Here is a 26,274-nt window from a genome sequence, read left to right on the forward strand (position 1 = left end):
GGCGGTGCGTCAGGTTTCGTTCGCCATGGCGGCGATGAGGGAGTTGGGACGCATGTCGAGCCAGTGCGATTCGACGTAGTGCAGGCAGGAGGTGCGGGGGGCGGCGCCGAAGGCCACGGTCCAGCCGCCGGGCACAGCGGCGAAGGTGGGCCACAGCGAGTGTTCGCCTTCGCTGTTGACCAGGACGTAGAACTGGGCGTTGTCGTCGTCGAACGGGTTGGTCATGGCAGGGCCTTCCTGGGGATACGCAGGTCGAAGGTGTCGATGGGGGTTTCGGGCGCGGTGGTGAGCAGGGCCAGGGCGCGCGCGAAGCGGCGGAGCAGGGCGGCGGCGGTCTGGTCGTCGAAACGGTCTGCGTGGTATTCGATTTCGAGACCGAGATGGTCGGCGGGGTCGGGGTGGGCGGAGACGATGAAGTGCACACCGTGGATCGGGCCGGGACTGTCGAAGCGGACCGCGGCCAGTTCCAGGCCGGGGACGGGGAACGGGTCGGCGCCGGTGTCGAAGTAGCTCAGGGTGACCGGGCCCAGCGGACCGGTCTTCGCGCAGCATTCACTGGTGGCGGCGGTCTTCGAGGACACGACGGGGTCGGGTTCGGCGCACAGGATGTCGGCGAGGGTGGTGCCCGCCGGCGGTGTGCCCGATTCGTGGGACAGCAGCAACGTCATCGCGGCCCGGGCGATGGCGAAGGGCGGCACCGCGTGCCGGTGTGCCAGTTCGGCGAGCCGGCGGCCGACGTCGGCGCCGACACGCGCGCGCATGCTGGCACCGACAGCCGGTTGCGGTCGGGCGGCGGTGGTGGCCCCGAGGCGCACCAAGGTCGCCGCGGTGCCGTCGATCTCCCAGCGGGCGCGTTCGCCGGTGCGGAACATCCGTTCGCCGGGAATGCCGAAGGGGTTGGCGACGAAGCGATCCGAGGTGCCGGCCGGTTCGTCGCGGTAACCGCGGGCCAGTTGCGCCCCGGACAGGTAGAGCTCGCCGACGGCGCCGGGGCTGGTCGGTCGCAGCCGGGTGTCGAGCACGTAGACGCGGCGGTTCCAGTCACGGACCCGCACCGCGGGTGGCTCGGGCAGGTCGGTGTCGCGTTGCCGCGGGTAAGTGAGGGTGACGGTGGCCTCGGCGCGCCCGTAGTCGTGGTGCAGACGGGCATCGGAGACCGCGCCGAACGCGCGGACCTCGGTGGCGCTCAGCGGTGCGCCGAGTACCACCACGCTGCGCAGCGTGGTGATCCGGTCGCGCAGCCCGCGCCGGTCGACGTGGTCGGTGAACGCGGTCAGGCGCGGCGGGGTGAAGTCGGCGGCGGTGACGCCGTAGGTGGCGACGAGATCGGCCAGCCGGGGCGGATCAGGTGGTTCGGTGAGTACGACGGTGGCGCCGGAACGCAGCGGCAGCAGGTAGCCGTGCCATTCGGTCACCGTGCCCGCGGCCTGGTGCAGGTACACGTCGCGGCCGGTGAAGCCGTGCCTGCCCTGCATGCCGGTGACCCGGTGCACCGCGGCGGAATGGCTGACGGTGATGCCGTGGCGCGCGCCGCGCGGGTACAGCACGAAGGCGGGGTGTTGCGGCAGGACCGGGTTGCGGCGTTCGCCGCGCGTGATCGGCTCGTCGGAGTAGTCCGCCGATGCCACCTCGTCGAGCACGACGCACGGGATGTCGTACACCGCGCGATGCCGGCGCCCGCTGACGGTCAGGATCAGGCCCGGATCGGCGGCGGCCGGTGGTATGGCGTCTTCCACCGGCACCACCGCCCCACCGGCTTTGAGTACCGCGTAGATGCCGACCACCAGTTCGACCGAGCGTGGGATGTCCACCAGCACCGTGACTTCCGGCCCGACGCCGAGGGCGCTGAGATGCCGGGCCAGCTGATTGGTGCGCCGGTCGAGATCGCCGTAGGTGATGATCGCCGCGGAGCCGGCCGCGTCCGGCACGTGGACGACGGCGGGAACGAACGGCGTCGCGGCGGCCTGGGCTTCGAATTCGTCGAGGAGCAGTTCGCCGGGGAGGCCACCGCGACGGGGCTCGGGCCGGTACAGGTCGGGACGGTTCTCCACCCGGCCGACGAACTCGAGTTCGGCGGTCCACCCCGGGGTCGGCGGCCTGCGGCGCACGAGGTCGCCGGTGGCGAACATGCGGTCGTCGATCGGGCCGATGGGATTGGCCAGGAAGGTGGCCGCGGTGGCCTGCCTGCCGAGGTAACCGCGCGCCAGTTGCACACCGGAGACGTAGAGTTCACCGATCTCACCGTCGGCCACGGGGCACAGGTGTTCGTCGAGGATCAGCAGTTCCACGTCGTCGGCGGCCGAACCCAGCGGCACCACTTCCAGGTCGGCGCCGGTCACCTCGTGGGCCACGAACTCACCGGCGGTTTCGGGCCGGCCGTAGACGTGCCACAGCGTGGCGCCGCTCACCGCGCGCAGCGCGGCTGCGGTCTTCGCGGGCAAGGGCGCACCGCAACTGAGTACGACACGCAGCGCGTCGAGCCGCTGTTCGGCATCGGGCAGGGCGGCCAGTTCGGCGAGCTCGTCCGGATCGAAACAGGCTGTGGTGACACGGGTTTCGGCGACGGCCCGGGCCAGCGTTTCCGCGCCGGAGATGACCAGGGTGGCCCCGGTCTGTAGCGCGAGGAGCAGTTCGCCGATGGCGGCCTGCCCGCTCAGCGGGGCGTGCCAGAGCACCGAGTCACCGGCGCCGATCCCGCAGAGCCGCTGGCGCCACACCGAATTGGCCTGAGCCGCGCGGTGTCCGACCACCACAGCGGAGCCGGCGCCCGGATCCACCACCAGGTAGGCGGGGTTGTCGGCGCCGGGGCCGGGCAGTTCGCTCGGGAGGCCGCCGGAGGTGACGGTGTCGATCGTCAGCACGGGTGTGGCTTCGGGGTGTGGTGTGCCGGTGGTGGTGAGTAGCAGCACCGGCGTGGCCAGTGCCAGCGTGCGGGCCTGTAGGTCGGCCGGGGCCTGCGGGTCGAGCACCACGAAGGCACCGCCGACGGCGATGACGGCGTGCACGGCCACGACCAGTTCGGCCGAGCGTGGCAACAGCACCGCGACGGTGGTCTCGGGTCCGACGCCGCGTTCGGCCAGGGCGGCGGCCAGCGCTTCGACTCGTTCGGCCAGCGCACCGTAGGTGAGTTCGGCCGCGCCGTGGGTCACGGCCGTCGCGGCGGGATCGTGGCAGACCTGAGCGGTGAACGCGGCGAGCAGCGTCGCCGGGTCGCGGCTTCGCGACTGCGCGGGGTTGTACAGCAGCGTGTCGAGCGAGACAGCGGCTGTGACCGAATCCGTGTGCGACATCAGAGTTGTCCTTCCGAGTCGTCGGCCGATCCCGACCGGGCGATCACCGCGGCGGCATCGGTCACCAGTGTGTGCACAGTGGTGGTGAGTCCCGAGGCACCGAGAGCGGCGAGCACACCGGGCACCAGCCCGGCCAGCGCGACGTTGACCAGCGCTTCGGGTTTCATCTTGGCGCCCATCGCCCGGCTCACCGCGGTGAGCTTGGCGTCGAGGTCACCGAAGGAGATGGCGTGCTCGCCGTGGGTGAAGGCCACGGTCGCCGGCGAGAGTCGCGCCGCCGAGCCGACCAGGCTCGGCAGGTCGGCGACGGTGAAGGTGCGCGGTGCGTGTTCGGCGTCGGTGCGCACGTCGATCGCGCGCACCACCACCGAGGGGTCGGTGGCGACGGCGGCGAGTACCTTGCGGAAACGTTCGACGAGCACCCGCACGGTCGACTCGTCGAACAGGTCGCTCGCGTACCCGAAGTGCAGGTCCAGGCCGTCGAGGTCGCCCGCGGCGTCGTAACGCTGCAGGGCGGTGAGGTGCAGGTCGAATTTGGCCTCGCCGAGGCCGGGGTCCAGGGTTCGCACTTGTAATCCGGGTAGGTCGATGCTGCCCGGAGGCATGTTCTGGAAGGTGAGCATCACCTGGAACAGCGGCGTGTAGGCGCCGGAGCGGGCACGGTCCAGCGCATCGACGACCTGCTCGAAGGGCACGTCGGCGTGGGCGAGGGCCGCCAGGTCGCGCTGTCGCGCCTGGGCCAGCAGGTCGGTGAACGGGGCGCGCGAGTCGATCTCGGTGCGCAGTGCGACGGTGTTGACGAACATGCCGACGAGGTCGTCGAGTTCGCGGGCGCCACGGCCGGCCACGGGTGCGCCGATGACGATGTCGGTGCTGCCGGACTGTTTGGCCAGCAGGACCGCCAGTGCGCTGTGGACCAGGGTGAACAGGGTGGTTCCGTTACTGCGGGCCACCTCGTCCAAGCGGTGCGTGAGCTCGGCGTCGATCTCGAATTCGACAGTTGCTCCGCGCATTTCGCGTCGATTGGCGCGTGGGCGGTCGGTCGGCAGGGTGAGCAGTTCCGGTGCGCCCGCGAGTTCGCGGGTCCAATAGGCGAGCTGGGTGCTCAGTACGCTGTCCGGATCGCTGTCGTCGCCGAGCAGTTCGCGCTGCCAGACGCTGTAGTCGCCGTAGCGGATGTCCAGGGGCGCCCAGCCGGGTTCGGCGCCCGCGCTGCGGTCGACGTAGGCGCGCACCAGATCCCGGGTGAGTGGGGCGATCGAGTAGCCGTCGGCGCTGATGTGGTGCACGACGACGACCAGCACGTGGTCGTCGGCGCCGAGACCGTAGAGCGCGGCCCGCACCGGCGGCGCGGCGGTGATGTCGAAAGGTCCGGCGACCAGCGCCGCGATCCGGGTCTCGAGTTCGTCGGGAGCCACGGGGATCGGGGTCAGGTCGACCGCGGCCGACCAGGCGGGCATCACCTGCTGCACCGGGCCGTCGGCGGTGTCCGGGTAGCGGGTGCGCAGGGTGTCGTGGCGGGCCAGCAGGTCACCGATCGCGGACTGCAGGGCGGGCAGGTCCAGGTCGCCGGTGAGCCGGAGCGCGGCGGGAATGTGGTAGGCCGACGACTGCGGGGCGAGCTGGTGCAGGACCCACATCCGCTGCTGTGCGGGCGAGAGCACCGCGGGGTCGTCGCCGGTGCGCCGGGTGAGCGGCGGGCGGGCGCCGGCCCGGTCGGCGGCGCCGAGTCGAGCGGCCAGGGTGGCCACGGTCGGCGCGTCGAACACTGCGGCCACGGGCACCTGGGCACCGAGCGCGGTGCCCAGGCGGGCCGCGAGCCGGGTCGCCATCAGCGAGTTGCCGCCCAGGGCGAAGAAGTCGTCGTCCAGGCCGGCGCTCGCGCACCCGGTCACCTCGGCGAAGGTCTGGGCGACGAGCTGTTCGACCGCGGTGACCGGGGCGCGGTAGGCGGCCTCGGCGAACTCCGGTTCCGGGAGCCGGGCGCGGTCGACCTTGCCGTTCGCGTTCAGTGGCAGCGCGTCGAGGACGACCAGCGCGGCGGGCACCATGTAGGCGGGCAGTTCGGCGGTGAGCTGGGCGCGCAGCCGGGCTGCCACCGCCTGCTCGTCGCCGGCGGTGAGGTCGGTGACCGCGGCGTAGGCGATCAGGCGGGCGCCGTTGTCCGCGTCGGTACCGGCGACGGCAACGGCGGCGTGCACCTCGGCGCAGCGCAGCAGGGCCGTTTCCACTTCACCGAGTTCGATGCGGAAGCCACCGATCTTGACCTGGAAGTCGGCGCGCGCGAGATATTCGAGGGTGCCGTCGGCGCGCCACCGGACGATGTCGCCGGTGCGATACATCCGGGTTCCGGTGCTGCCCGAGCCGGCGAACGGGTTGGCGACGAAGCGGTCGGCGGTGAGGTCGTGGCGTCCGTGGTAGCCGCGGGCCAGCTGGTCACCGGCCAGGTAGAGCTCACCGGCGACGCCGATCGGCACCGGGCGCAGCCGGGCATCGAGCACGTAGAGCGCGCTGTTCCAGACCGGTGTGCCGATCGGCACGACCTGCGAAACCGACGGTGGCACTTCGTGCTCGGTGATCGACACCGCGGCCTCGGTCGGGCCGTACAGGTTGTGCAGGCGTGCCGTGGTGGTCGCGGCGTGGAACTGGGCGGCGGTGGCGGCGGGCAGTGCTTCCCCGATGGCCAGCACCGCGCGCAGCGACGCCGGCAGCGCGGTGGCGGTGGCGGTGGCGGTGGCGGTGGCGGTGGCGAGGAGCATGCCGAGCAGTGCGGGCACCGCGTGCAGGACGGTGACGCCGTGGGCGGTCATCGTCGCGCGCAACCGGTCCGGGTCACGCTCGTCGCCCGGGCGGGTGACGATCAGCGCACCGCCGGCGGTCAGGGGTGACCAGAACTCCCACACCGACAGGTCGAAGGTGGCGGGGGTCTTCAGCAGGACCCGGTCCGCGCCGGTCATGGTGAAGCGTTCGCGCAACCAGGCCAGCTGGTTGACGATCGCCGCGTGCGGCACGGTGACGCCCTTGGGCAGGCCCGTCGAGCCGGAGGTGAAGATGACGTAGGCGGGGTGCTCGGGCCGCAGCGGCGCGTGCCGCTCGGCATCGGTCACCGTCGCGGCCGAGAGATCGCCGAGCGCGCGGTGATCGAGTTCGAAGACGGGCACGTCCACGGTGATCGGCAGCCCGTCGGCCGCGGTGGTGAGCACACACAGCGGGGCGGCGGTACCGATGATGTGGGTGATCCGGTCGGCCGGGTGGTCGGGGTCGATCGGCACGTAGGCACCGCCTGCCCGCACCACCGCGTGCATGGCGATCACCAGGTCGAGGCCGCGGCGCATGGCCAGCACCACAGTGCGTTCCGGGCCGACGCCCTCGGCGATGAGCAGGCGGGCGACGCGGTTCACCCGGGCGTCGAAGGCCGCGTAGTCGAGCGACTCGCCGGATTCGGCGTCGACGAGGGCGAGGTTGCCGGGCGTGCGGGCGGCCTGGGCGGCGCCGAGGTCGGCGAGCGTGGCCGGGGCGACCGGGTGCGCGGTGGCGTTCCAGGTGTCGAGCAGCAGGGTGCGGTCGGTGCCGAGCAGGTCGAGGTCGCCGACGCGGGAGTGCGGTGCGGCGGTGACGGATTCGAGGACCCGCAGCAGCTGGTCGGCGAACCGTTCGGCGGTCGCGGGCTCGAACAGATCGGTCGCGTAGCCGAGAGTGAGTTCGATGCCCGTGGGCGCGCCGTCGGTCGTGTAGTTGTCCAGGGCGAACAGGTGCAGATCGAATTGCGCGACGCCGGAGTCGAATTCGATGTCGGAGACGGTGAGGCCGGGAAGTTCGAGCCGGCCGCGGTCGTGGTTCTGGAAGGAGTAGCCCACCTGGAACAGCGGGTGCCGCGCGGTGGACCGGGCGGGGTTGAGCACCTCGACGAGCCGTTCGAACGGCACGTCGGCGTGCGAGAACGCGCCGATGTCGGTGGTGCGGGCGGTGGTGAGCAGTTCGGTGAACGGCGCGTCGGCGGTGACCGGGGTGCGCAGTACCAGCGTGTTGACGAACATGCCGATCACTTCGTCGAGTTCGGCTTCGCCACGCCCGGCGTTGGGGGTGCCGACGGCGATGTCGCCGGTGCCGCAGAGCCGGGCCAGCAGGGCGGCGAAGGCGGCGTGGACCACCATGAACAGGGTGGCGCCGTTGCCACGGCCCAGTGCCACCAGGGCGGCGTGCAGCTCGGCGTCGACGGTGCGGCTCACCTTGTCACCGCGCAGTGACTGCCGGGCGGGACGCGGGTGGTCGGTGGGCAGTGCGAGCTGGTCGGGCAGGCCGGCGAGCTGATCGCGCCAGTAGGCGACCTGCTGGGCGGCCACCGAATCCGGGTCCGCCTCGTCACCGAGGAGTTCACGCTGCCACAGCGCGTAGTCGGCGAACTGCACGGCGGGCGGGGTCCAGCCGGGCGCGGTGTCGGCGAGGCGGGCGGTGTAGGCGCGCATCAGGTCGGCGACGAACGGCGCGATCGACGAGCCGTCGGCGGCGATGTGGTGCAGCACGGCGGTGAGCACGAATTCGGTGTCGGCCACCTGGAACAGGCGCATCCGCACCGGGATCTCGGTGGTGACGTCGAAGGTGGTCTCGGCCAGCTCCCGGATCAGCTGCGGCAGTGCGGCTTCGGTGGCCTCGATGGGCAGCAGCGCCGGGATGCTTCCGGACGGCGCCGTCGCGTCGTCGGGCTCCACGGACCCGGACGAGGTGCCGAGGTGCGGGGGCAGCACGGCGATCGCCCGCGCCGCGGGAAGGATCGACTGGACCGGGGCGCCGTCGATCTCGGGGTAGACCGTCCGCAGGGATTCGTGACGGGCCACCACATCCGCCACCGCGTCCCGGAAGGCCGCGACATCGAGTGCGCCGCTGAGGCGCAGGGCGAACGGGATGTTGTAGGCCGCCGAGTCGCGATCGAAGCGGTTGAGGAACCACATGCGCTGCTGGGCCGGTGAGAGCGGCAGCCGCTCGGGGCGGGCGCGACCCACCAGGGCGGGCCGGTCGACCGCGGCTTGGGCGTCGACCACCGCCGCCAGTTCGGCGACGCGCGGTGACTCGAACAGGGTGCGCACACCCACCCGCCGGTCGAGGGCGGCGCCGATGCGGGCGACCGCCTTCGCGGCGAGCAGCGAGCTGCCGCCGAGGGCGAAGAAGTCGTCGTCGGCGCCCACCGGGTGCTCGTCGGCGCCGGTGCGGCCGAGCACCTCGGCGAAGACCGCCGCGATGACTTCTTCGGTCATCGTCGCGGGCTTGCGGTAGACGGTGGTCTCGAAGACCGGGGCCGGCAACGCGGCCCGGTCGAGCTTGCCGTTGACGGTCAGCGGAATCCGCTGCACGGGCACGACCGCCGCCGGGAGCATGTGCTCGGGCAATGTGTGCGCCAGTTCCTGGCGGATGGCCTGGGTATCGACCGGCGTGCTCACGACCAGGTACGCCACGATGCGCGGCTCGTCGACGAGGTCGGTGCGGACCAGGACCGCGACCTCGCGCGGGGCGGCCGAGCTGCGCAACAGCGCGGCCTCGATCTCGCCCAGCTCGATGCGGAAGCCGCGCAGGTTGACCTGCTGGTCGGCGCGACCCAGGTATTCGAGGTCCACCTGTGCCGCACGCTGCTGTGCGCCGGCTGCAACAGGCAGCTCACGGCCGGACACCGTCGGCGCGCCGCGAGTCACCTTCCAGCGGGCCAGGTCGCCGGAGCGGTAGGCCAGCGTGCCGGGCGCACCGTACGGGTCGGCGACGAAGCGGCTCGCGGTGAGAGCGGGACGGTTGAGGTAACCGCGTGCCAATTGCGGCCCGGAGACATAGATCTCGCCGGGCACACCGACCGGAACCGGCCGCAGCCGCGAATCCAGGATGCGCACCGTGAGCCCCGGGATGGCACCGCCGATCACACTGGCCGACCCGGTGTCCGGGGTGATCTCGCGGTAGGAAACGTGCACCGTGGTCTCGGTGATCCCGTACATGTTCACCAGCCGCGGCGCGTCCGGGTAGCGGGCGAACCAGCCTTCCAGCCGTTGCGGTTCCAGTGCTTCGCCACCGAAGATCACGGTGCGCAGCGCGTAGTCGGCGGGTTCGGCGGCCAGGTCGGCCGCGACGAGCTGGTAGAACGCCGACGGTGTCTGGTTGAGCACGGTGACCCGTTCGGCGAGCAGCAGCGCGCGGAACTGCTCGGGCGAGCGGGAGGTGAAGTAGTCGACCAGCACCACCGACGCACCGTGCAGCAGCGCACCCCACAGTTCCCACACCGAGAAGTCGAAGGCGTAGGAGTGGAACATCGTCCATACGTCCGACGGCCCGAATCCGCACCGCTGCGCGGTGTTGTCGAGCAGCGCCAGCACGTTCGTGTGCGGAACGACCACGCCCTTGGGGCGACCGGTGGAGCCGGAGGTGTAGATGACGTACGCGGTGTGCGCTGGGGCGAGCGGGGCGCGGCGGTCGGTGTCGGTGAGCGGGTCGGCGGCGAAGTCGCTCAAGTTGCCGCAGGCCGGGTCGATCACCGGTCCGCCGAACCAGTCGCGTGGCAGGCCGGTGTCGCGATTGGTGATGGCACACAGCGGCCGGGCGTCGTCGATGACGTATTCGATGCGGTCGGCGGGGTAGTTCGGGTCGATCGGCAGGTAGCCGCCGCCCGCCTTGAGCACCGCGAGCAGCGCGACCGCCAGCTCCACCGAACGCGGCAACGCCACCGCCACCAGCGCCTCCGGGCCCACCCCGGCGCGCACCAGGCGGCGGGCCAGCCGGTTGGACCAGGCGTCGAGGTCACCGTAGGTGAGTGTGCTGTCGCCGGCCTTCACCGCGACGGCGTCCGGGTCGATGGCGGCGGCGCGGGCGAACCGGGCGACCATGGTCTCGGCGCCGGTGGTCACCGAGGTGGCGGTGGTGGCCCAGTCGTGCAGGGTGCGCTGCTGCTCTTCGGCGCTGAGCAACTGGATGTCGCCGACCACCACGGTCGGGTCGGCGACCACGGCGGCCAGCACCTGGGTGAACCGGCGCGCCAGCACGGTGATCGTGCTCGGGTCGAACAGGTCGGTGGCGTAGCCGATTTCGATGGACATGCCGTCGGCGCGGCCGTCGATGTCGTCGGACTCGCGGAGGGTGAACTGGAGGTCGAACTTGGCGACGGTGGCATCGAAATCGACGGGCGTCACCCGCAACCCGGCTGTTTCCAGGGCGGGCACGGTGAAGTTCTGCAACACCAGGGCCACCTGGAACAGGGGGTGGCGATCACGTGCCCGCGCCGGGGCCACGGCCTCGACGACCTGTTCGAAGGGGAGGTCGGCGTGTGACAACGCGTCCAGGTCGCCCGCGCGCACCGCGTCGAGGGTGGTTTCGAACTCGGCGCGTGGGTCGATCTGGGTGCGCAGCACCAGGGTGTTGACGAACATGCCGATCAGGCCGTCGAGCGCGGCCTCGCCGCGGCCAGCGACCGGCGTGCCGATGGCGATGTCGCCGCTGCCCGACAGGCGCGCCAGCAGCACGGCCAGCGCGGCGTGCACGGTGCTGAACAGGGTGGACTCGTGCTTGCGGGCCAGCTCGCGCAGTTCACTGTGCAGATCGGAGTCGATGTGGAAGCGGTGCACACCGCCGCGGAAGCTCGTTTCGGCGGGCCGCGGGTGGTCGACGGGCAGGGCCAGCCGCTCGGGCAGACCGGCCAGGCCACGGCGCCAGAAGGCCAGCTGGGTGTGGGCGAGCGAAGCGGTGTCGGCGGGATCGCCGAGGTTCTCGTCCTGCCAGCGGGCGTAGTCGGCGTACTGGATCGGCAGTGGAGCCCAGGTGGGGGCGCCACCGGCGCGGCGGGCGGTGTAGGCGGTCATCAGGTCGGTGGCCAGTGGGCCGAGGGAGAAGCCGTCGGCGGCGATGTGGTGCACGACCAGCACGAGCACGTGGTCGGCGCCCACCGCGAACAGGTTCGCGCGCACCGGAACCTCAGTGGTGAGGTCGAATCGCACTGCGGCACACCACAACAGTCGCGCGGGCAGTTCGGCTTCGGTGATCGGCTCGGATCGCAGGGCGAGGTCCGTGGTGTCCGCGATCAGCTGCTCGGGTCCGTCAGGGCCCTCCGGGTAGCTGGTACGCAGGGTTTCGTGCCGGTCGAGGACGTCGGCCAGGGCCGCCTCGAGTGCGGGGCGGTCGAGGTCGCCGGTGAGGCGCAGGGCCACCGGAATGTTGTCGACGGCGTCGCCGGGGCCCTCGGCGTCGGCGAGGTAGCGGTTGAGGAACCACATGCGGCGCTGGGCGGGCGAGAGCGGAATGTGCTGCGGGCGTTCGCGAGCGGTGAGTTCGCGCCGGGCACCGGTGCCGCGCAGGGTGGCGCAGCGTTCGGCGAGGGCGTGCACGGTGGCTGCGTCGAACAGCAGGCGCACCGGCACCTGGGTGTCGAGGGCGGCGCCGAGGCGGGCCACGACCTGGGTGGCGTTGAGCGAATTACCGCCGAGTGCGAAGAAGTCGTCGTCGAGGCCGACTTCGCGGGTGGCCGGGAAACCGAGCACCTGGGCGAAGGTGGCGGCCACGATCCGCTCCACCTCGGTGCCCGGGGCACGGAATACCGCGGCCTCGAACACCGGCGCCGGCAGTGCTTTCCGGTCGAGCTTGCCCGACGAGTTGAGCGGGAACTCCGCGAGCACGACGAACGCCGACGGGACCATGTAGGCGGGCAGGGTGCGGGCGAGCGCCGCCCGCAGCGCGTTCTCGTCGATCTCCTCGGCCGCGACGAGGTAGGCGACCAGCGCGTCGTCGCGGACCACGACCGCCGCCTGCGCCACCTCGGCCCGCGCGGTCAGCACGACCTCGACCTCGCCGAGTTCGATACGCAGACCGCGCAGCTTCACCTGGGAGTCGGTGCGGCCCAGGTAGTTCAGTTCGCCGTCGGCAGTCCAGGTCACCAGGTCGCCGGTGCGGTACATGCGCTCGCCGGCAGCGGAGACGGTGGCCGAGCGTGCCCCCGCGGCGTCTCCGGCGAACGGGTTGGCCACGAACCGGTCGGCGGTCAAGTCGGGGCGGCCCGCGTAGCCGCGAGCCAACTGGGCGCCCGCGAGGTAGAGCTCACCGGCGACACCGGCCGGAACCGGACGCAGGTTCGCGTCCAGGACGTACACCTGGGTGTTGTGGACCGGGACACCGATCGGCACGGTGCTGACATCGGCGTCGCTCACCTCGTGGTGGGTCACGTCGACCGCGGCCTCGGTGGGGCCGTACAGGTTGTGCACAGCTGTCCCCGTGAGCCGGCGCAGCAGTTGGGCCGACGCGGGCGGCAGCGCCTCACCGGAGGCGAACACCAACCGCAGTGACGCGCAACGCGTCTGCGGGGAGTCGTCGAGAGCGGTGACGAACACCGACAGCATCGACGGCACGAAGTGGGCCACGGTGACCGCTTCGGCCTCGATCAGCTCGGCGAGATACCCCGGATCGCGGTGGCCGTCGGGGGCGGCCAGGACCAAGCGCGCGCCGGACTGCAACGGCCAGAAGAACTCCCACACCGACACGTCGAAGGTGGCGGGCGTCTTCTGGAGCACGGTGTCGTCCGGGGTGAGCCGGTAGGCGTCCTGCATCCACACCAGCCGGTTCACGATCGCGGTGTGCGACACCACGACGCCCTTGGGCTCGCCCGTGGACCCGGAGGTGAAGATCAGGTAGGCGGGTGCGGCCGGGGTCAGCGTGGCCAGTCGGTCGGCGTCGGTGACCGGTTCGGGCGAGTAGTCGGTGGTATCGAGCTGTTCGAGGTCGAGGATCGCGAGTTTGCCGGTGCCGGCCGGGAGGTCGATGTCGTCGGTCGCGCGGGTGAGTACACACACCGGGTCGGCGGTGTCGAGTACCCGGGCGATGCGCTCGGCGGGATGCTCGGGGTCCAGCGGCACGTAGGCGCCGCCCGCGGCCAGGACCGCGTACATGGCGACGACCAGATCGGTCGAACGGTGCATGCCCAGCGCGACGGTGCGCTCGGGGCGTACCCCGATGGAGATCAGCAGGCGCGCCAGCCGGTGTACGCGGGCGGCGAACTCGGCGTAGGTGAGCGATTCGCCCTCGCAGGTCACCGCGAGCGCATCAGGTGTGCGGGCGGCTCGCTCGGCGAACAACGAGACCAGTGTCGCGTGCGGGTCGACCGGGGCCGCGGTGGCGTTCCAGCTCTCGAGCAACTGGGTGCGCTCCGCGGCGCCGAGCAGGTCGATGTCGCCGATCACGACGCTGGGATCGGCGCTCACCGCATCCAGCATCCGCAGCAGGCGGGTGCTGAAATCTGTGATGGTCTGCGCGTCGAACAGCTCGGTGGCGTACTCGAAGCGGGCGAGCAGGCCGTCGGTGGTCTCGCGCAGTGTCAGCTGCAGGTCGAACTTCGCCGACCGGGGGTCGATCTCGATTTCCGTGGCGGTCAGGCCCGCCAGTTCGAGTTCGGTCCGCGAGGTGTTCTGGAAGTCGAGCATCACCTGGAACAGGGGGTGCCGGGCGGTCGAACGTTCCGGGTTGAGGGCCTCGACGAGCCGGTCGAAGGTGACCTCGCTGTGGGCCAGGGCCCGCAGGTCGGTGTCGCGGACGGTGCCGACGAATTCGGCGAAGGTGGTGTGCACGGGGATCTCGGTGCGCAGCACCACAGTGTTGACGAACATGCCGACGAGCTGGTCGATGGCCTGATCACCGCGCCCGGCGACCGGGGTGCCGATGGCGATGTCGTGGTGGCCCGAGAGCTTCGACAGGGTGGCGGCGAAAGCGGCGTGCAGGACCATGAACAGCGAGGCATTGGTCTCGGTGGCCAGTGCGCGCAGGCGGTCGGTGATCGCCGCGGGCACCGAGAAGGCATGCCGCGCACCGCGACCCGATGCCACGGCGGGCCGGGGGTGGGTGGTCGGGAGGGCGAGCAGGTCGGGCAGGCCGGCGAGTTCGGTGGTCCAGAAGCGGATCTGCTGGGCCATCGGCGAATCCGGGTCGTCCTCGGCGCCTAGCGCCGCACGCTGCCACAGGGCGAAATCGGCGTACTGCACCGGCAGCGGGGGCCACTGCGGGTCGAGGCCGGCGCGGTGAGCGGCGTAGGCGACCATCACGTCGCGGGTCAGCGGCGCCACCGACCAGCCGTCGGCGGCGATGTGGTGCAGCACCAGCACCAGCACGTGTTCGTCGGTGGCGGTGCGCAGCAGGTGCAGGCGCACCGGCGGTTCCCGGTCGACCGCGAACGGCATCGCGGCCAGGTCCCGGATCCGGTCGTCGAGGCCCGCCGGGTCGATCGGTTCGGGATCGAGGGTGATGGTGAGCTGTTCGGCGGCGAGGATCTGCTGGTAGGGAATGCCGTCGACGGCCGGGTAGCGGGTGCGCAGGGCCTCGTGCCTGGCGAAGACCGCGGCGACGGCGGCGCGCATCGCGGCCTGATCGATGGTGCCGGTCAGACGGATGGCGGCGGCGATGTTGTCGGCCACCGAGTCGGCGTCGAACTGGTTGAGGAACCACATGCGCTGCTGGGCGTAGGACAGCGGGATCCGTTGCGGGCGTTCGCCCGCCACCAGGGGTGGGGTGGTCACGGCCACCGGTTCGGTGCCGAGCCGAGCGGCGAGCGCGGCGACCGTGGGCGCCTCGAACATCGTCTTGAGCGCGACCGTGACACCGAGTGCGGCACCCAGCCGCGACGCCACCTGGGTCGCGACCAGGGAGTTGCCGCCGAGGGCGAAGAAGTCGTCATCAGCGCCGACCCGCGCCACCCCGAGCACCTCGCCGAACACCGCGGCCACCACGGACTCCGGGCCGGCGGCCGGGGCCCGGAAGGCGCGCGCGGCGAACACCGGTTCGGGCAGGGCGCGGCGGTCGAGCTTGCCGTTGGGAGTCAGCGGCAGGGCGTCGAGCACCACGAACGCCGAGGGCACCATGTGGGCGGCGAGCGTGCCACGCAGCATGGTGGCGATCTCGTCGAGGTCGATGCCCTGGGTGCGGTGCTCGGCACCGACGCGAGCGGCAGCGGCCGTGGCGTCGGCGTCCACTATGGACGTGGCGCGGTCATCAGCCTGCGCCATGGACGTGGTGCGGTCATCAGCCGGCACCGCGATCATGGGGCAGCCATCGGCCTGCGCCGAGGTCGTGGCGCGGGCATCGGCCTGAATCCCGGGCTCAAGACGGTCACCGACCTGTGCGGAGGACATGGCGCGGTCATCAGCTCCCACCGCGGACGCGGCGGGGCTGTCGACAGTGTGTGCCGCCGTGGCGCTGGGGACGAGGTAGGCGACGAGTTGGTCGCCGCGGTGGGTATCGGGGCGGACCAGGGCGACGGCGTGGCGGACGGCGGGATGGGACAGCAGGGCGGATTCGATCTCGCCGAGTTCGATGCGGAAGCCGCGCAGCTTCACCTGGTCGTCGTTGCGGCCCAGGTATTCCAGGGTCCCCTCGGCGCTCCAGCGAACCAGGTCGCCGGTGCGGTACATGCGCGTTCCGGGCTCCCAGGGGCACGCCACGAAGCGGGACGCGGTGAGGGCCGCGCGGCCACGGTAGCCACGGGCCACCTGCGCGCCGGCCACGTACAGTTCACCGGCCACGCCGACGGGTACCGGCTGTAGCCGGGCGTCGAGCACCCATTCGGCGATGCCGCGCAGTGGTGTGCCGAGGGTCGGTGGCGCGCCCGCGGTGAGGGGGGCGCTGATGTTGGTGGCGACCGTCGTCTCGGACGGTCCGTAGGCGTTCACGAAGGCGCGGCGAGTGGGGCCGGTGGTCCAGCGGGCGACCAGCTCGGGCGGGCAGGCTTCGCCGCCGACCATCACCATGCGCAGGTCGTGGAGGCGGTCGGGGTCGAGCACGGCCAACCGCGACGGTGTCATCAGGGCGTGGGTCACGCGCTGGGCCGAGAGCAGCTGTGCGAGTTCGTCGCCCACGTGCTGTCCGGGCGGGGCGATCACCAGGGTGGCGGCGGAGTTCACCGCGAGCAGGAACTCCATCACCGAGATGTCGAACGACGGTGACCCGACCTGCAGCACCCGGGCATCGGCGGAACCGAACATCCGCTCGGTTTCCTCGGCGGCGAAACCGGCGATGCCCGACTGCGACACCAGCACACCCTTGGGCAGACCGGTGGAACCGGAGGTGTAGATGACGTAGGCGAGATGCTGGGCGCGCAGCGGGCGCAGCCGGTCGTGGTCGGTGACCGAATCGCCGGAGCGCCAGGCGCATTCGGCCATCAGTTTGAGCTCGTCGACCGCCAGCCACTCGATGGCGCCGGGCAGTGCCCCCTGCACCGAGACCATCGTGAGTCCCAGTCGCGCGCCGGAGTCGGTCACCATGTGGGTGATCCGGTCGAGCGGGTAGCTCGGGTCGACGGGCAGCCAGGCGGCGCCGGACTTGGCGATCGCCCAGACCGCCAGGACCGCCTCGACACAGCGGGGCAGACCGACCGCCACCACATCGTCGGGGCCGGCACCGGCATCGATGAGGACCCGGGCCAGCCGTGAGGACGCCCGGTCCAGCTCCCGGTAGGTGAGGCCGCGCGCGCCGTCAGTGACCGCAACCCGGTCCGGGTCGGCCGCGACCGCGGCGGCCAGCAGGTCCGGGAGCAGGCCGGTGGCCGATACCGGCGCGCCGCGCCGGCCGGTGAGGGCGGCGCGTTCGGTCACCGACAGCAGCGCCAGGTCACCGACCGCGGTGTCGGGCGCGGCGACGGCCGCGGTCAGCACGCGCACGAAACGCGCGCCCAGGTCGCGCACATCGGCTTCGTCGAAGAGGTCGGTGGCGTAGAGGGCGACGGCTTCGATGCCCGCGGGTTCGCCGGTGGTGCCGCGCTTCTCGGCGAGGGTGAGTTGCAGGTCGAACTTGGTGCTGTCGAGTTCGATCTCGTGCACCGTCACCGGGGAGCCGGCCAGTTCGAAGGTGGTGTCGAGGTCGGCCTGGAAGTTCAGCGCCACCTGGAACAGGGGGTGGCGGGCTGAGGAGCGAGCCGGGTTCACCACATCGACCAGGCGGTCGAACGGGACGGTGGCGTGGGCGAAGGCGGCGAGGTCGGTTTCGCGGGTGTGTTCGAGTGCGGCGGCGAAGCTCGCGGCCGGGTCGATCTCGGTCCGCAGCACCAGGGTGTTGACGAACATGCCGATCAGGTCGTCGATGGCCCGGTCACCACGGCCGGCGACGCCGGTGCCGATGGCGATGTCGGTGGTGCCGGACAGTCGCGCCAGCAGCACCGCGAGTGCGGTGTGCAGCACCATGAACAGCGAAGCCCCGGCCTGCTGGGCCAGTTCGGCCAGTTGCCGGTGCAGGTCGGCGTCGATGGTGAAGGCGGTGCGTGCTCCGCGCATGCTGGGCCGCACCGGCCGCTGCCGGGCGGCGGGAAGCTCGAGCTGATCGGGCAGACCCACCAGAGTCCGCTCCCAGAAGGCGATTTCGCGCGCGGCCAACGACTGCGGATCGGTTTCGGCGCCGAGCAGTTCGCGCTGCCAGAGGGCGTAGTCGGCGTACTGCACGGCCAGCGGCGACCAGCCGGGTGCGGTGCCGCCGGTGACCGCGCGGTAGGCGGTGAGCACATCGCGCACCAGCACCTGCAGCGAAACCCCGTCTGCCGCGATGTGATGCAGAACCACCGCGAGCACACACTCGCCCGCCGCGGGCCCACCCTCGACAACGAAGATGCGGGCACGGAAGGGCGGTTCGTGTTCGAGGTCGAAGCCGGTGCGAGCGAATCGGGACAGGACGTGGTCGAGGTCGGCGGCCGGGACCCCGGTGGGTTCGCCGATCCGGACCAGGCCGGGTTCACCGATCACCTGTTCGGCCACTTCGCCGCCGGGGATGTCGACCGCGGGGAACACGGTGCGCAGCGCTTCGTGCCGGTCGACGACCGCGGTCAGGGCGGTGGTCAAGGCGGCCAGGTCGGCGGTGCCGTGCAGGCGGACCGCGAAGGGCATGTTGTAGCCGGGGGCGGTGGGATCGAAACGATTGAGGAACCAGATACGTTGCTGAGCAGGTGAGAGCGGGATACGGGCGGGGCGGGGACGGGCGGCGAGCACCGGCAGCTGGGCCGAGACACCGGTGTCGGCGCGTTCGGTGATCAGCGCGGCCAGGCGGGCCACGGTGGTGGCCCCGAACAGGTCGCGGACCCCGAGCGGGCAACCGAGGTCGGCGCCGAGGCGGGCCGCCACCTGGGTGGCGACCAAGCTGTTGCCGCCGAGGGCGAAGAAGTCGTCGTCGCGGCCGATCCGGTCGGTGCCGAGCACCTCACCGAACACCCGGGCCACTGTCTGCTCCACCGGCCCCTCGGGCGCGGTGTAGGCGACGGTGTTGCGCGCGGGGGCGGGCAGCGCCTTGCGGTCGAGCTTGCCCGACGCGTTCACCGGCAGCGCGTCGAGCAGCACGAACGCGGCGGGCACCATGTACCCGGGCAGTGCCCGCAAGGCCGCTTCGCGGAGCTGGTCCACCGCCACCGCACCCGGTTCGGCGAGCACCAGGTAGGCGACGAGCTGTTCGCCGACGCCGGCGTCGTCACGCACCACGACCACCGCGCGCGCCACGGCCTCGACACTTTCGAGCACGGCTTCGATCTCGCCGAGCTCGATCCGCAGACCGCGCAACTTCACCTGGAAGTCGGTGCGGCCCAAGTATTCCAGTTCGCCGTGGGTGGTCCACCGCACCAGGTCACCGGTGCGGTACATCCGTTCGCCCGTCGCACCGGCACCGGCGACGAAGCGGCTCGCGGTGAGCTCGGGGCGGTCGACGTAACCCCGGGCGAGCTGTACCCCCGACAGATACAGCTCACCCGGAGCCCCGACCGGCACCGGCCGCAGCCGTGAGTCGAGAACATGGAGCCGGGTGTTGAACACCGGCGCGCCGATCGGCACCGTCACCCGGTCGGCGTCGCACACCTCGTGGAAGGTGACGTCGACGGCGGCTTCGGTGGGGCCGTAGAGATTATGCATCCGCGCGCCGGTGAGCACACGCAGCCGCTGGGCCAGCGCCGCGGGCAGTGCCTCACCGGAGGCGAACACCAGCCGCAGCGGGCCGCGCGCGGCGATCTCCTGCTGGGCGAGGAACGCTTCGAGCATCGACGGCACGAAATGCGCGACGGTGACGTCGTTTTCGGTGATCACCCGGCGCAGGTAGGCGGGATCGCGGTGGCCGTCGGGCTCGGCGAGCAACAGGGTGGCGCCGATCTGCAAGGGCCAGAAGAACTCCCACACCGACACGTCGAAGGTCATCGGCGTCTTCTGCAACACCACGTCCACACCGTGCAGCCGGTAGGTCTGTTGCATCCACACCAGCCGGTTGACGATCGCGGCGTGCTCCACGGCCACGCCCTTGGGCAGGCCGGTGGAGCCGGAGGTGAAGATGACGTAGGCGGGGTGACCGGGGCGCAACGGCATGGTCCGCTCCGCATCGGTGACGGGGTCGTCGGCGTAGCCGTGCAGCTCGAGGTCGTCGACGGCGAGCACCGGGACATGCGCGTGGAGCAACGCCGCGTCGCCGGTGGTGGTCAGGACCGCGGCGGGCGCGGCGGTGGCGAGGATGTGCGCGATGCGCTCGGCCGGGTGGTCCGGATCGATCGGCACGTAGGCGCCACCGGCGGCGAGCACCGCGTACATGGCGACGACGAGGTCCGGGGATCGCCGGATACTCAGCGCCACCAGCGATTCCGGCCCGATGCCGTCGGCGCGCAGCCGCCGGGCCAGCTGGTTGGCACGCTGGGACAGCTGACGATAGGTCAGCGCGCCGGGCGCACCGGCCATCCGCACCGCGACCGCGTCGGGTGTGCGCGCCACCTGGGCTTCGAACATCGCGGGCAGGGTGGCTACCGGCACCGATCGCTCGGCCAGCGTGGCCGCGACGTCGAACTCGGTGGCGTTCCAGATCCCGGTGCTCACCTGCAGTTCCAGTTCGGTGGCCACATCGATCGCACCGAGTGGGGTGGCGAGGTCGGCCGCGGCCAGGCGCTCGAGGAAGCGCAGGAACCGGCTGTGGTGGCGGGCGAGGGTGTCGGCGTCGTAGAGGTGCGGGTTGGCTTCGAAGTCGACGTGTACGCGGTCGTGATCGCCGTAGTAGACGTTGAGGCTCAGATCCTCGATCGGGCCGGTGGACAGCACCCGGTAGCGGCCGGTGGTGTTGCCGAGGGTGAGGCTGGTGCGGAACAGCATGAAGTTGGCGAGCGGACCGAACAGCGCGCGCCGGGCCGGGCGGCCGTCGTCCTCGGCGTCGCGGCGGATGTCCTCGGCGCGGTAGCGCTGATGCCGCAGGGCGCCGGCCACCTCCACCCGTGCCGCCCGCAACAGTTCACCCCAGGTGGTGGCCGCGCCGGCCGCACCGGTGGGCAGGCGCAGCGGAACGATATTGGACAGCATGCCCGCCGAACGTCGCATGACGGCCGTGGTGCGGGCGGTGACGGGCAGGCTCAGCACCGCGTCGGGGCGGTCGGTGAGCCGGCCCAGGTAGGCGGCGAAGGCGGCGAGCAGCACTGCAGAGATGGCCGAATCATCGCTGGCGGCAATGGTTTCGAGGCGGTCGACGAGCTTGTCGGTGAGCCGGCCGCCGGTGACCAGATTGATCGCCGAACGTGGGGCGGTGCGGCTGTCGAGGGCAGTCGGGCTGTCGAGTCCGGCGATGCGCTGGGCCCAGTGGGCACGGTCGGTGGCGAAGCGGGTGCTCTCGCGGTAGCGCTGCTCGCCTGCGACCAGTTCGGCCAGTGCGCCGGGCACGATCTGGCGGGCGGTGGTGTCGAGCATCCGCGCGGTGTAGAGCTCGGCGATGCGCTGGGACAGGGTGAACGCGCCGTAACCGTCGAGCACGATGTGGTGTCCGCGCAGGTACCAGAACCAGCGCTGCTCGGCCACCCGCAGCACCGCGCCCGCCACCAGGCGATCGGTGAGCAGATCGATCGGGGCGCCGAATTCGGCGCGCATCCATTCCTGGGCCGCGGCGACCGGGTCGTCGTGGTGGCGCAGGTCGATCAGCGGCAGTTCGCGTTCGATCCCGATCTCGTGGTCGACGACCTGGTACGGCACGCCGTCGGCTTCGCCGATGCGCACCAGCGGCGATCCGTAGGCGTGTGCGGCTTCGGCGGTAACTTGTTGCAGCACATCGGCATCCAGCTCACCGGTGATGTCCACGTACTGGGCGATGGTGATCGGGACGTCGGGGTCGAGCAGCTGCGCGTACCAGACACCCAGCTGGGCGGGGGTCAGCGGGAACGGCGCACCGGCACCGTCGATCTCCTGCGGTCGCGCACTGAACCCACCCAACTCCGTACCGTGCACCAGAGCCTCCTCGTATCGCGAAAAAAACAGCAGTCCGAACTTCTTTCGGGCACCACAAAGACACCTGCAGTGCTCTGTGAGCCGAGAGATTCGGCATGAACGCGGTGGGCGCATCGCCGCACCAGCGCAAGATCCCCGACAGATCATGTGGACGAGATCGGCGGACCGGGTGGCCGCCGGCGCGACAGACCGTGTGTCTGTCGCGAGATGCCTAGCTGTTGATCGTTCCTCCAAATGTCACCTATGTCACATGGAGCCTGTCCATGCAGTGCCGACACTAGGCGCTCAGTTAATAAAAAGAAACTTTTTCCGGTAAAAAAATCGGACGAACGACCAGTCCGTTCCCAGAGGTTCCCACGACCAGGGCGTGGGTGTGTGCTCCAACACATCCGACCCGTATGTGTGAGCTACCACACTTTCAGAACCGCAGACTATGAGCCGAAACGTTGCATCTGCGTTGCATCGGCACCCAAGCGCCGGTCGAGCACGCGAATCTTGGCTTCGATCTGCGCATACAGGGGCGAATCGCGGTCGACCGTGGCACGGTAGGCCGCCCACGCGGCCGCGTCGTCGCGGCCTTCCTGACACGCGGTCCACCGCCGCAGCACGGCCGGCTCGGCCGAAGCGAGCACGGCGGTCCGCAGACGCACCCGGAGCTCGTCGCGGATGTCGCAGATACCCGGCGCCGAGGAGCGCGGCAGCACCGGACCGGCATAGAGTCGTAATGCGGATTCGGTATCACCGGAATCCAATGCCGCCCGCAGGGCCTCCACATCGGTTGCGACATGTACCTGGAGACGGTATGGGCGCGAACCCACGACGGCCGCGCCGACCACCGACCGCAATCGCGACATCGCCGCGCGGATCGTGCCGTTGTCCAGATCGGTGTCGTCGAGCAGCAGCGCCAGATGATCGGCGCCGAGACCTTCGGGATGTTCGGTGAGCAACAGCAGGATCTCGGCATGGCGCTGCGACAGCGGCACCCGCTCCCCCGCCACGCTCAGCTGCGGCTGTCCGAGGCCGAGCACCTCGAGACCGAGGGTGGCCTGCTCGGTTTCGGCGGCATGGTCCACCGCGGGCACCGAGGCCGAGCTACCGCGCCCGGCGCGCATCGCCCGCAGCACCAGGTCCATCTCGGCGGCGGTGGCCGCGGCCTTGACCAACGCGAGGATCTCCGGCTTGGCCACCCGCATCCCGCCGGCAATCATCAGCACGCCGATCAGCCGCCCGTCCGGCTCGTGCACCGGGGCCGCGGCGCCGGTGATCTGATGCATCCGATGCAGGAAATGTTCGGGGCCGTGCACCCAGGTCGCGCGACCGGTGCGCACCACCAGGCCCACGGCGTTGGTGCCGATCCGGCGCTCGCTGAGATCGTCACCCTCGCGCACGCCGATCCGGGCGACGGCGTCGATCTGCTCGGGATGGCCGTGCACCGACAGCACCCGGCCGAACTGGTCGGCCACGGTGACGATCAATCCGGCTCGCGCCGCGTCCTGGACCAGCAGTTTGTCGATCAGCGGCATGAGTACCGCCAGCGGATGGGCATCGCGATAACGCACCAGGTCGGCACCGCGCAGACCGCGACTGTCGAGCACATCGGTCGGATCCACTCCGCCGCGCACGCTGCGTAACCAGGACTCGAGAACGAGCGGACGCAACAGACCGGCCAGCTGGGTCAGCTGTTCACCACCGGCACTGAGAAAACCATGGGCCTGTGCGGCATAGGCTTCCAGAGCTCCGAGCTGTGCGCCCGTCTCCGCCGCCTGCCGTGGGGGCCGCCCACCTGCAAGATTGCTGACCATTTGCCTTTCTTTCCCGCTACAAACTGTACCGGCCAGTTATCGGCCGAATCGCCAGAAGTGCAGGGTTTGTCCCGCAGGTCACATCGAGGTCCGAAACAGTGCTCGGTCACACGACCATATAGTCCGCTATTGCTGCGGCGAGTATCATCACCGCGGCCTGCGGGCCGCGGCGCAGCGGTACCGGCACGATCGAGAGGTCGGCGACCACCAAACCGTCGATGCCGTGCACCCGCCCGTATTCGTCGACCACAGCGCGCTCGTCGGTCGCCGCGCCCATCCGGCAGGTCCCCGAAAGATGCTGGGAAGTGCTCAGGTGCGCCCGCAGCCACGCCTCATCGACCGGGCCGAGCCGCCTGCCCAGGATTTGCGCCGCGATGTCCACACCGTCACGCAACGCTGCCCGATCCGGCGATCGGCGCAGATATCCCTGGTCGATGTGCGGCGGCACGGACGCCTCGGGGGCGCGCAACGTCAACTCGCCCGCGGCCACCGGGTGCATCAACGCCACCCCGAGCCGGCGCAGTCCCGCGGTGAACTGGGGGGTGTAGGGACGCAATTCGAGGTCGGCCAGTTCCAGGACGTACTCGAGCGCGACCGCCGGGCGGCCCGGCTCGCCGGGGTATTCGATGCCGATCTCCGGGTGGTCGGTGCACCACGCACCCACGGGAGCGGGGCGCACGACCGGGATCCCGAGGGCCCGCAACTGGGCTTCGGGTCCGATTCCGGAACGCAGCAGCAGCGCCGCCGACTCCACCGCGCCCGCGCAGAGCACCACCTGATCGGCCCGGCTGGTCCCGCGTTCCGCACCGCGCGTCCACTCCACACCCACCACGCGAGTACCACGCCACAACAGCCGGGTCACCGTCGTCTCACCGGTCACCGTCAGGTTCGGCCGGGCGGCGGCCGGATACAGATGGGTGACCGCGGGCCCGGCCCGGCGACCACCCGAGATCGTCAAGGGCACGCGCCCGAAACCTTCGGCAGCACCGGAGCCGGCATTGAGATCGGTGAGTTCGGTGAACCCCGCCGCCGCGCACCGGGCCGCGAACGCCACGCTGACCGGCGCCGGATCGGCGGTACGCGAGACCGGGACGGGGCCGCTGTCACCGTGGTCCGGGCCGGCGCCGAAGTCGAGATCGTTCTCCAGGCCGCGAAAGACCGGGAGCACCGCGTCGAAGGACCATCGGCGACCGGCCGCGGCGCTCCACGCGACGAAGTCGGCGGCGGGCGGACGCAGGAAGTAACTGCCGTTGATCGCGCCCGAGCCGCCGGCCAGTCTGCCGCGCACCAGGTTCCCCGGATAGCGCCACACCACCTCGGAGTCCGGGCCGACGGGCAGGTGGGCGGGGTCGCGCAAGGCGGCAGGCATCGCCGACAGCGCGGGCCAGACGGGCCCGGCCTCGAGCACGCGCACGGTGCGCGCCGGGTCGGCACTGAGCCGGGCCGCCAGCACACAGCCCGCCGACCCGGCGCCGACGATCAGCGTGCCCGCCACCTCGAACTCAGCGGCGCGGGACGTGTGGCTTGAGCGCTTCGAAGCTGCGGGCCCGGATCACACCGAGCCACAGGCCGGACCCGTAGGCCACATCGTCGACCCGCTTGTAGGCCACATAGCGCAGCGGGTCGAGCCCACCGGAATCGCGATGGGTGAACCAGTCGGCCAGCCCGTCGGCCAGCGCCATGGTGACCGCGAGCTTCCTGATCCGGCCCGACAGCAGCACCGCGAGCAGCGTCACCGGCCAATAATCCCGGCACATCGCCGAGGTCAACCGCCAGATCCCCGCGAAGAAACCACGCGCCAGATACACCGCGGCGATGCGGGTGGGATTGTCCAGTTCAGCGAACACCCGCCGCATCCGCACAAGAGCGGTCACCAGCGTGATCAGCCCACCGAACACACCCCACTTCGACAGCGTGGCGAACAGCAGACTCGCCAGCACCGTCCAGGTGGGCACCGACAGCGGCGAGACCATGCCCGCGTGCCGTTTACCCAGCGGTGCGGCACCCGTGCCGTAGAACAGCTTTCGCGCGAACCAGGCGCGGAAGGCAACCCGATGGTCGTGGGCCACGTGGGCGGCGGGCTCGTAACGCAGTCGCCAGCCGGCCCGTTCGAGCCGCCAGCACAGGTCGACGTCCTCGGCGACCTGCATCGATTCGTCGAACCCGCCCTCACTGAGCAGGGCCGCCCGCCGCGCCAGCAGGGCCGCACTCGGCACGTAGGACACCACACCGCGCGCGTGCACCGCGGACTCGCGCCTGCCCAGGTCGAGCGAGGATCGGGTGTGCTCGTAGCGGGCCAGCGCGTTCGACGCCTTGTCCAGCGCGACGATGCGCGGCGCGACCAGCGCGACCTGCGGATCACTGAAGTGGCCGAGCATCACCTCGAGCCAACCGCTGCGCGGCACCACATCGGAATCGAGGAACGCGACGAAGCCCGTCGACGCCGCCCGTAATCCGGCATTGCGGGCGGCCGCCGGGCCGAGCGGGCGCTCGTGGCGCAGCACCGTCACCTGGCCGCGGCCCGGTCGTGGTGGGATGCGCACCGGCTCGTCGGAACCGTCGTCGACGACGATCACGTTGTGCCCGCGCAGCGAGCCGAGCAGCCGGAGGAGCCCGTCGGCGTTGTTGTAGAGCGGGATGACGACGGTGACCTCGTCGGGCGAAGGCAGCAGCCGTGGCCGCGGGTTGGCCACCCCGGAATCGAGCAGCCGGCGGGCGACGATCGCGGACTTGGAGTCGGTCACCTCGAGGTACCCGTCGCCGATCAGCTCGGCGGCCTCCGGGGCCAGGCGCAGCATCCGCGCGGGCGATCCACCGATCAGGATCCGGCCACCGGAAAACGCGCGCACCCGTGGATCGATCCGTACCCCGAAGCCGTCGGGCAGACGATCATGGCGCATTCCTCGCATGCTATGCGCAGTTGGCCTGTCAGACATCATCACCCCAGAAAAAAGGAGGAAAGTCCGCCTGAAATGCCGCCAC

Annotated in this window: 6 protein-coding genes; all 6 read right to left on the reverse strand. The window is 71.2% G+C overall.

Annotation, left to right across the window (positions count from 1 at the left end; translation table 11 throughout):
• Positions 1-9 precede the first annotated feature (9 nt).
• Positions 10-225 carry an MbtH family protein gene (locus ACFO5K_RS16555; protein WP_378562873.1) on the reverse strand — a complete coding sequence of 72 codons (216 nt, stop codon included), beginning with the start codon at positions 223-225 and terminating at the stop codon, positions 10-12.
• Entirely contained in the window at positions 222-3,290 is a 3,069-nt protein-coding gene (locus ACFO5K_RS16560) for an AMP-binding protein (RefSeq protein ID WP_378562876.1), read from the reverse strand. The genes ACFO5K_RS16555 and ACFO5K_RS16560 overlap by 4 nt, the downstream gene beginning before the upstream one ends.
• Entirely contained in the window at positions 3,290-21,490 is an 18,201-nt protein-coding gene (locus tag ACFO5K_RS16565; RefSeq protein ID WP_378562879.1) for a non-ribosomal peptide synthase/polyketide synthase, read from the reverse strand. The genes ACFO5K_RS16560 and ACFO5K_RS16565 overlap by 1 nt, the downstream gene beginning before the upstream one ends.
• Positions 21,491-21,921: 431 nt before the next feature.
• Positions 21,922-23,292 (reverse strand): GAF domain-containing protein, encoded by a 1,371-nt coding sequence (locus ACFO5K_RS16570; RefSeq protein ID WP_378562881.1) that lies wholly within the window; start codon positions 23,290-23,292, stop codon positions 21,922-21,924.
• Positions 23,293-23,398: 106 nt separating this feature from the next.
• Positions 23,399-24,787 carry a mycofactocin dehydrogenase MftG gene (gene mftG, locus ACFO5K_RS16575; RefSeq protein WP_378562884.1) on the reverse strand — a complete coding sequence of 463 codons (1,389 nt, stop codon included), beginning with the start codon at positions 24,785-24,787 and terminating at the stop codon, positions 23,399-23,401.
• A 7-nt stretch (positions 24,788-24,794) separates the two neighbouring features.
• Positions 24,795-26,192, reverse strand: a complete 1,398-nt coding sequence (gene mftF / locus ACFO5K_RS16580) for a mycofactocin biosynthesis glycosyltransferase MftF (RefSeq protein ID WP_378562886.1) — start codon at positions 26,190-26,192, stop codon at positions 24,795-24,797.
• Positions 26,193-26,274: the final 82 nt, after the last annotated feature.

Source organism: Nocardia halotolerans, from assembly GCF_042650145.1.
Taxonomy (GTDB): Bacteria; Actinomycetota; Actinomycetes; order Mycobacteriales; family Mycobacteriaceae; genus Nocardia; species Nocardia halotolerans.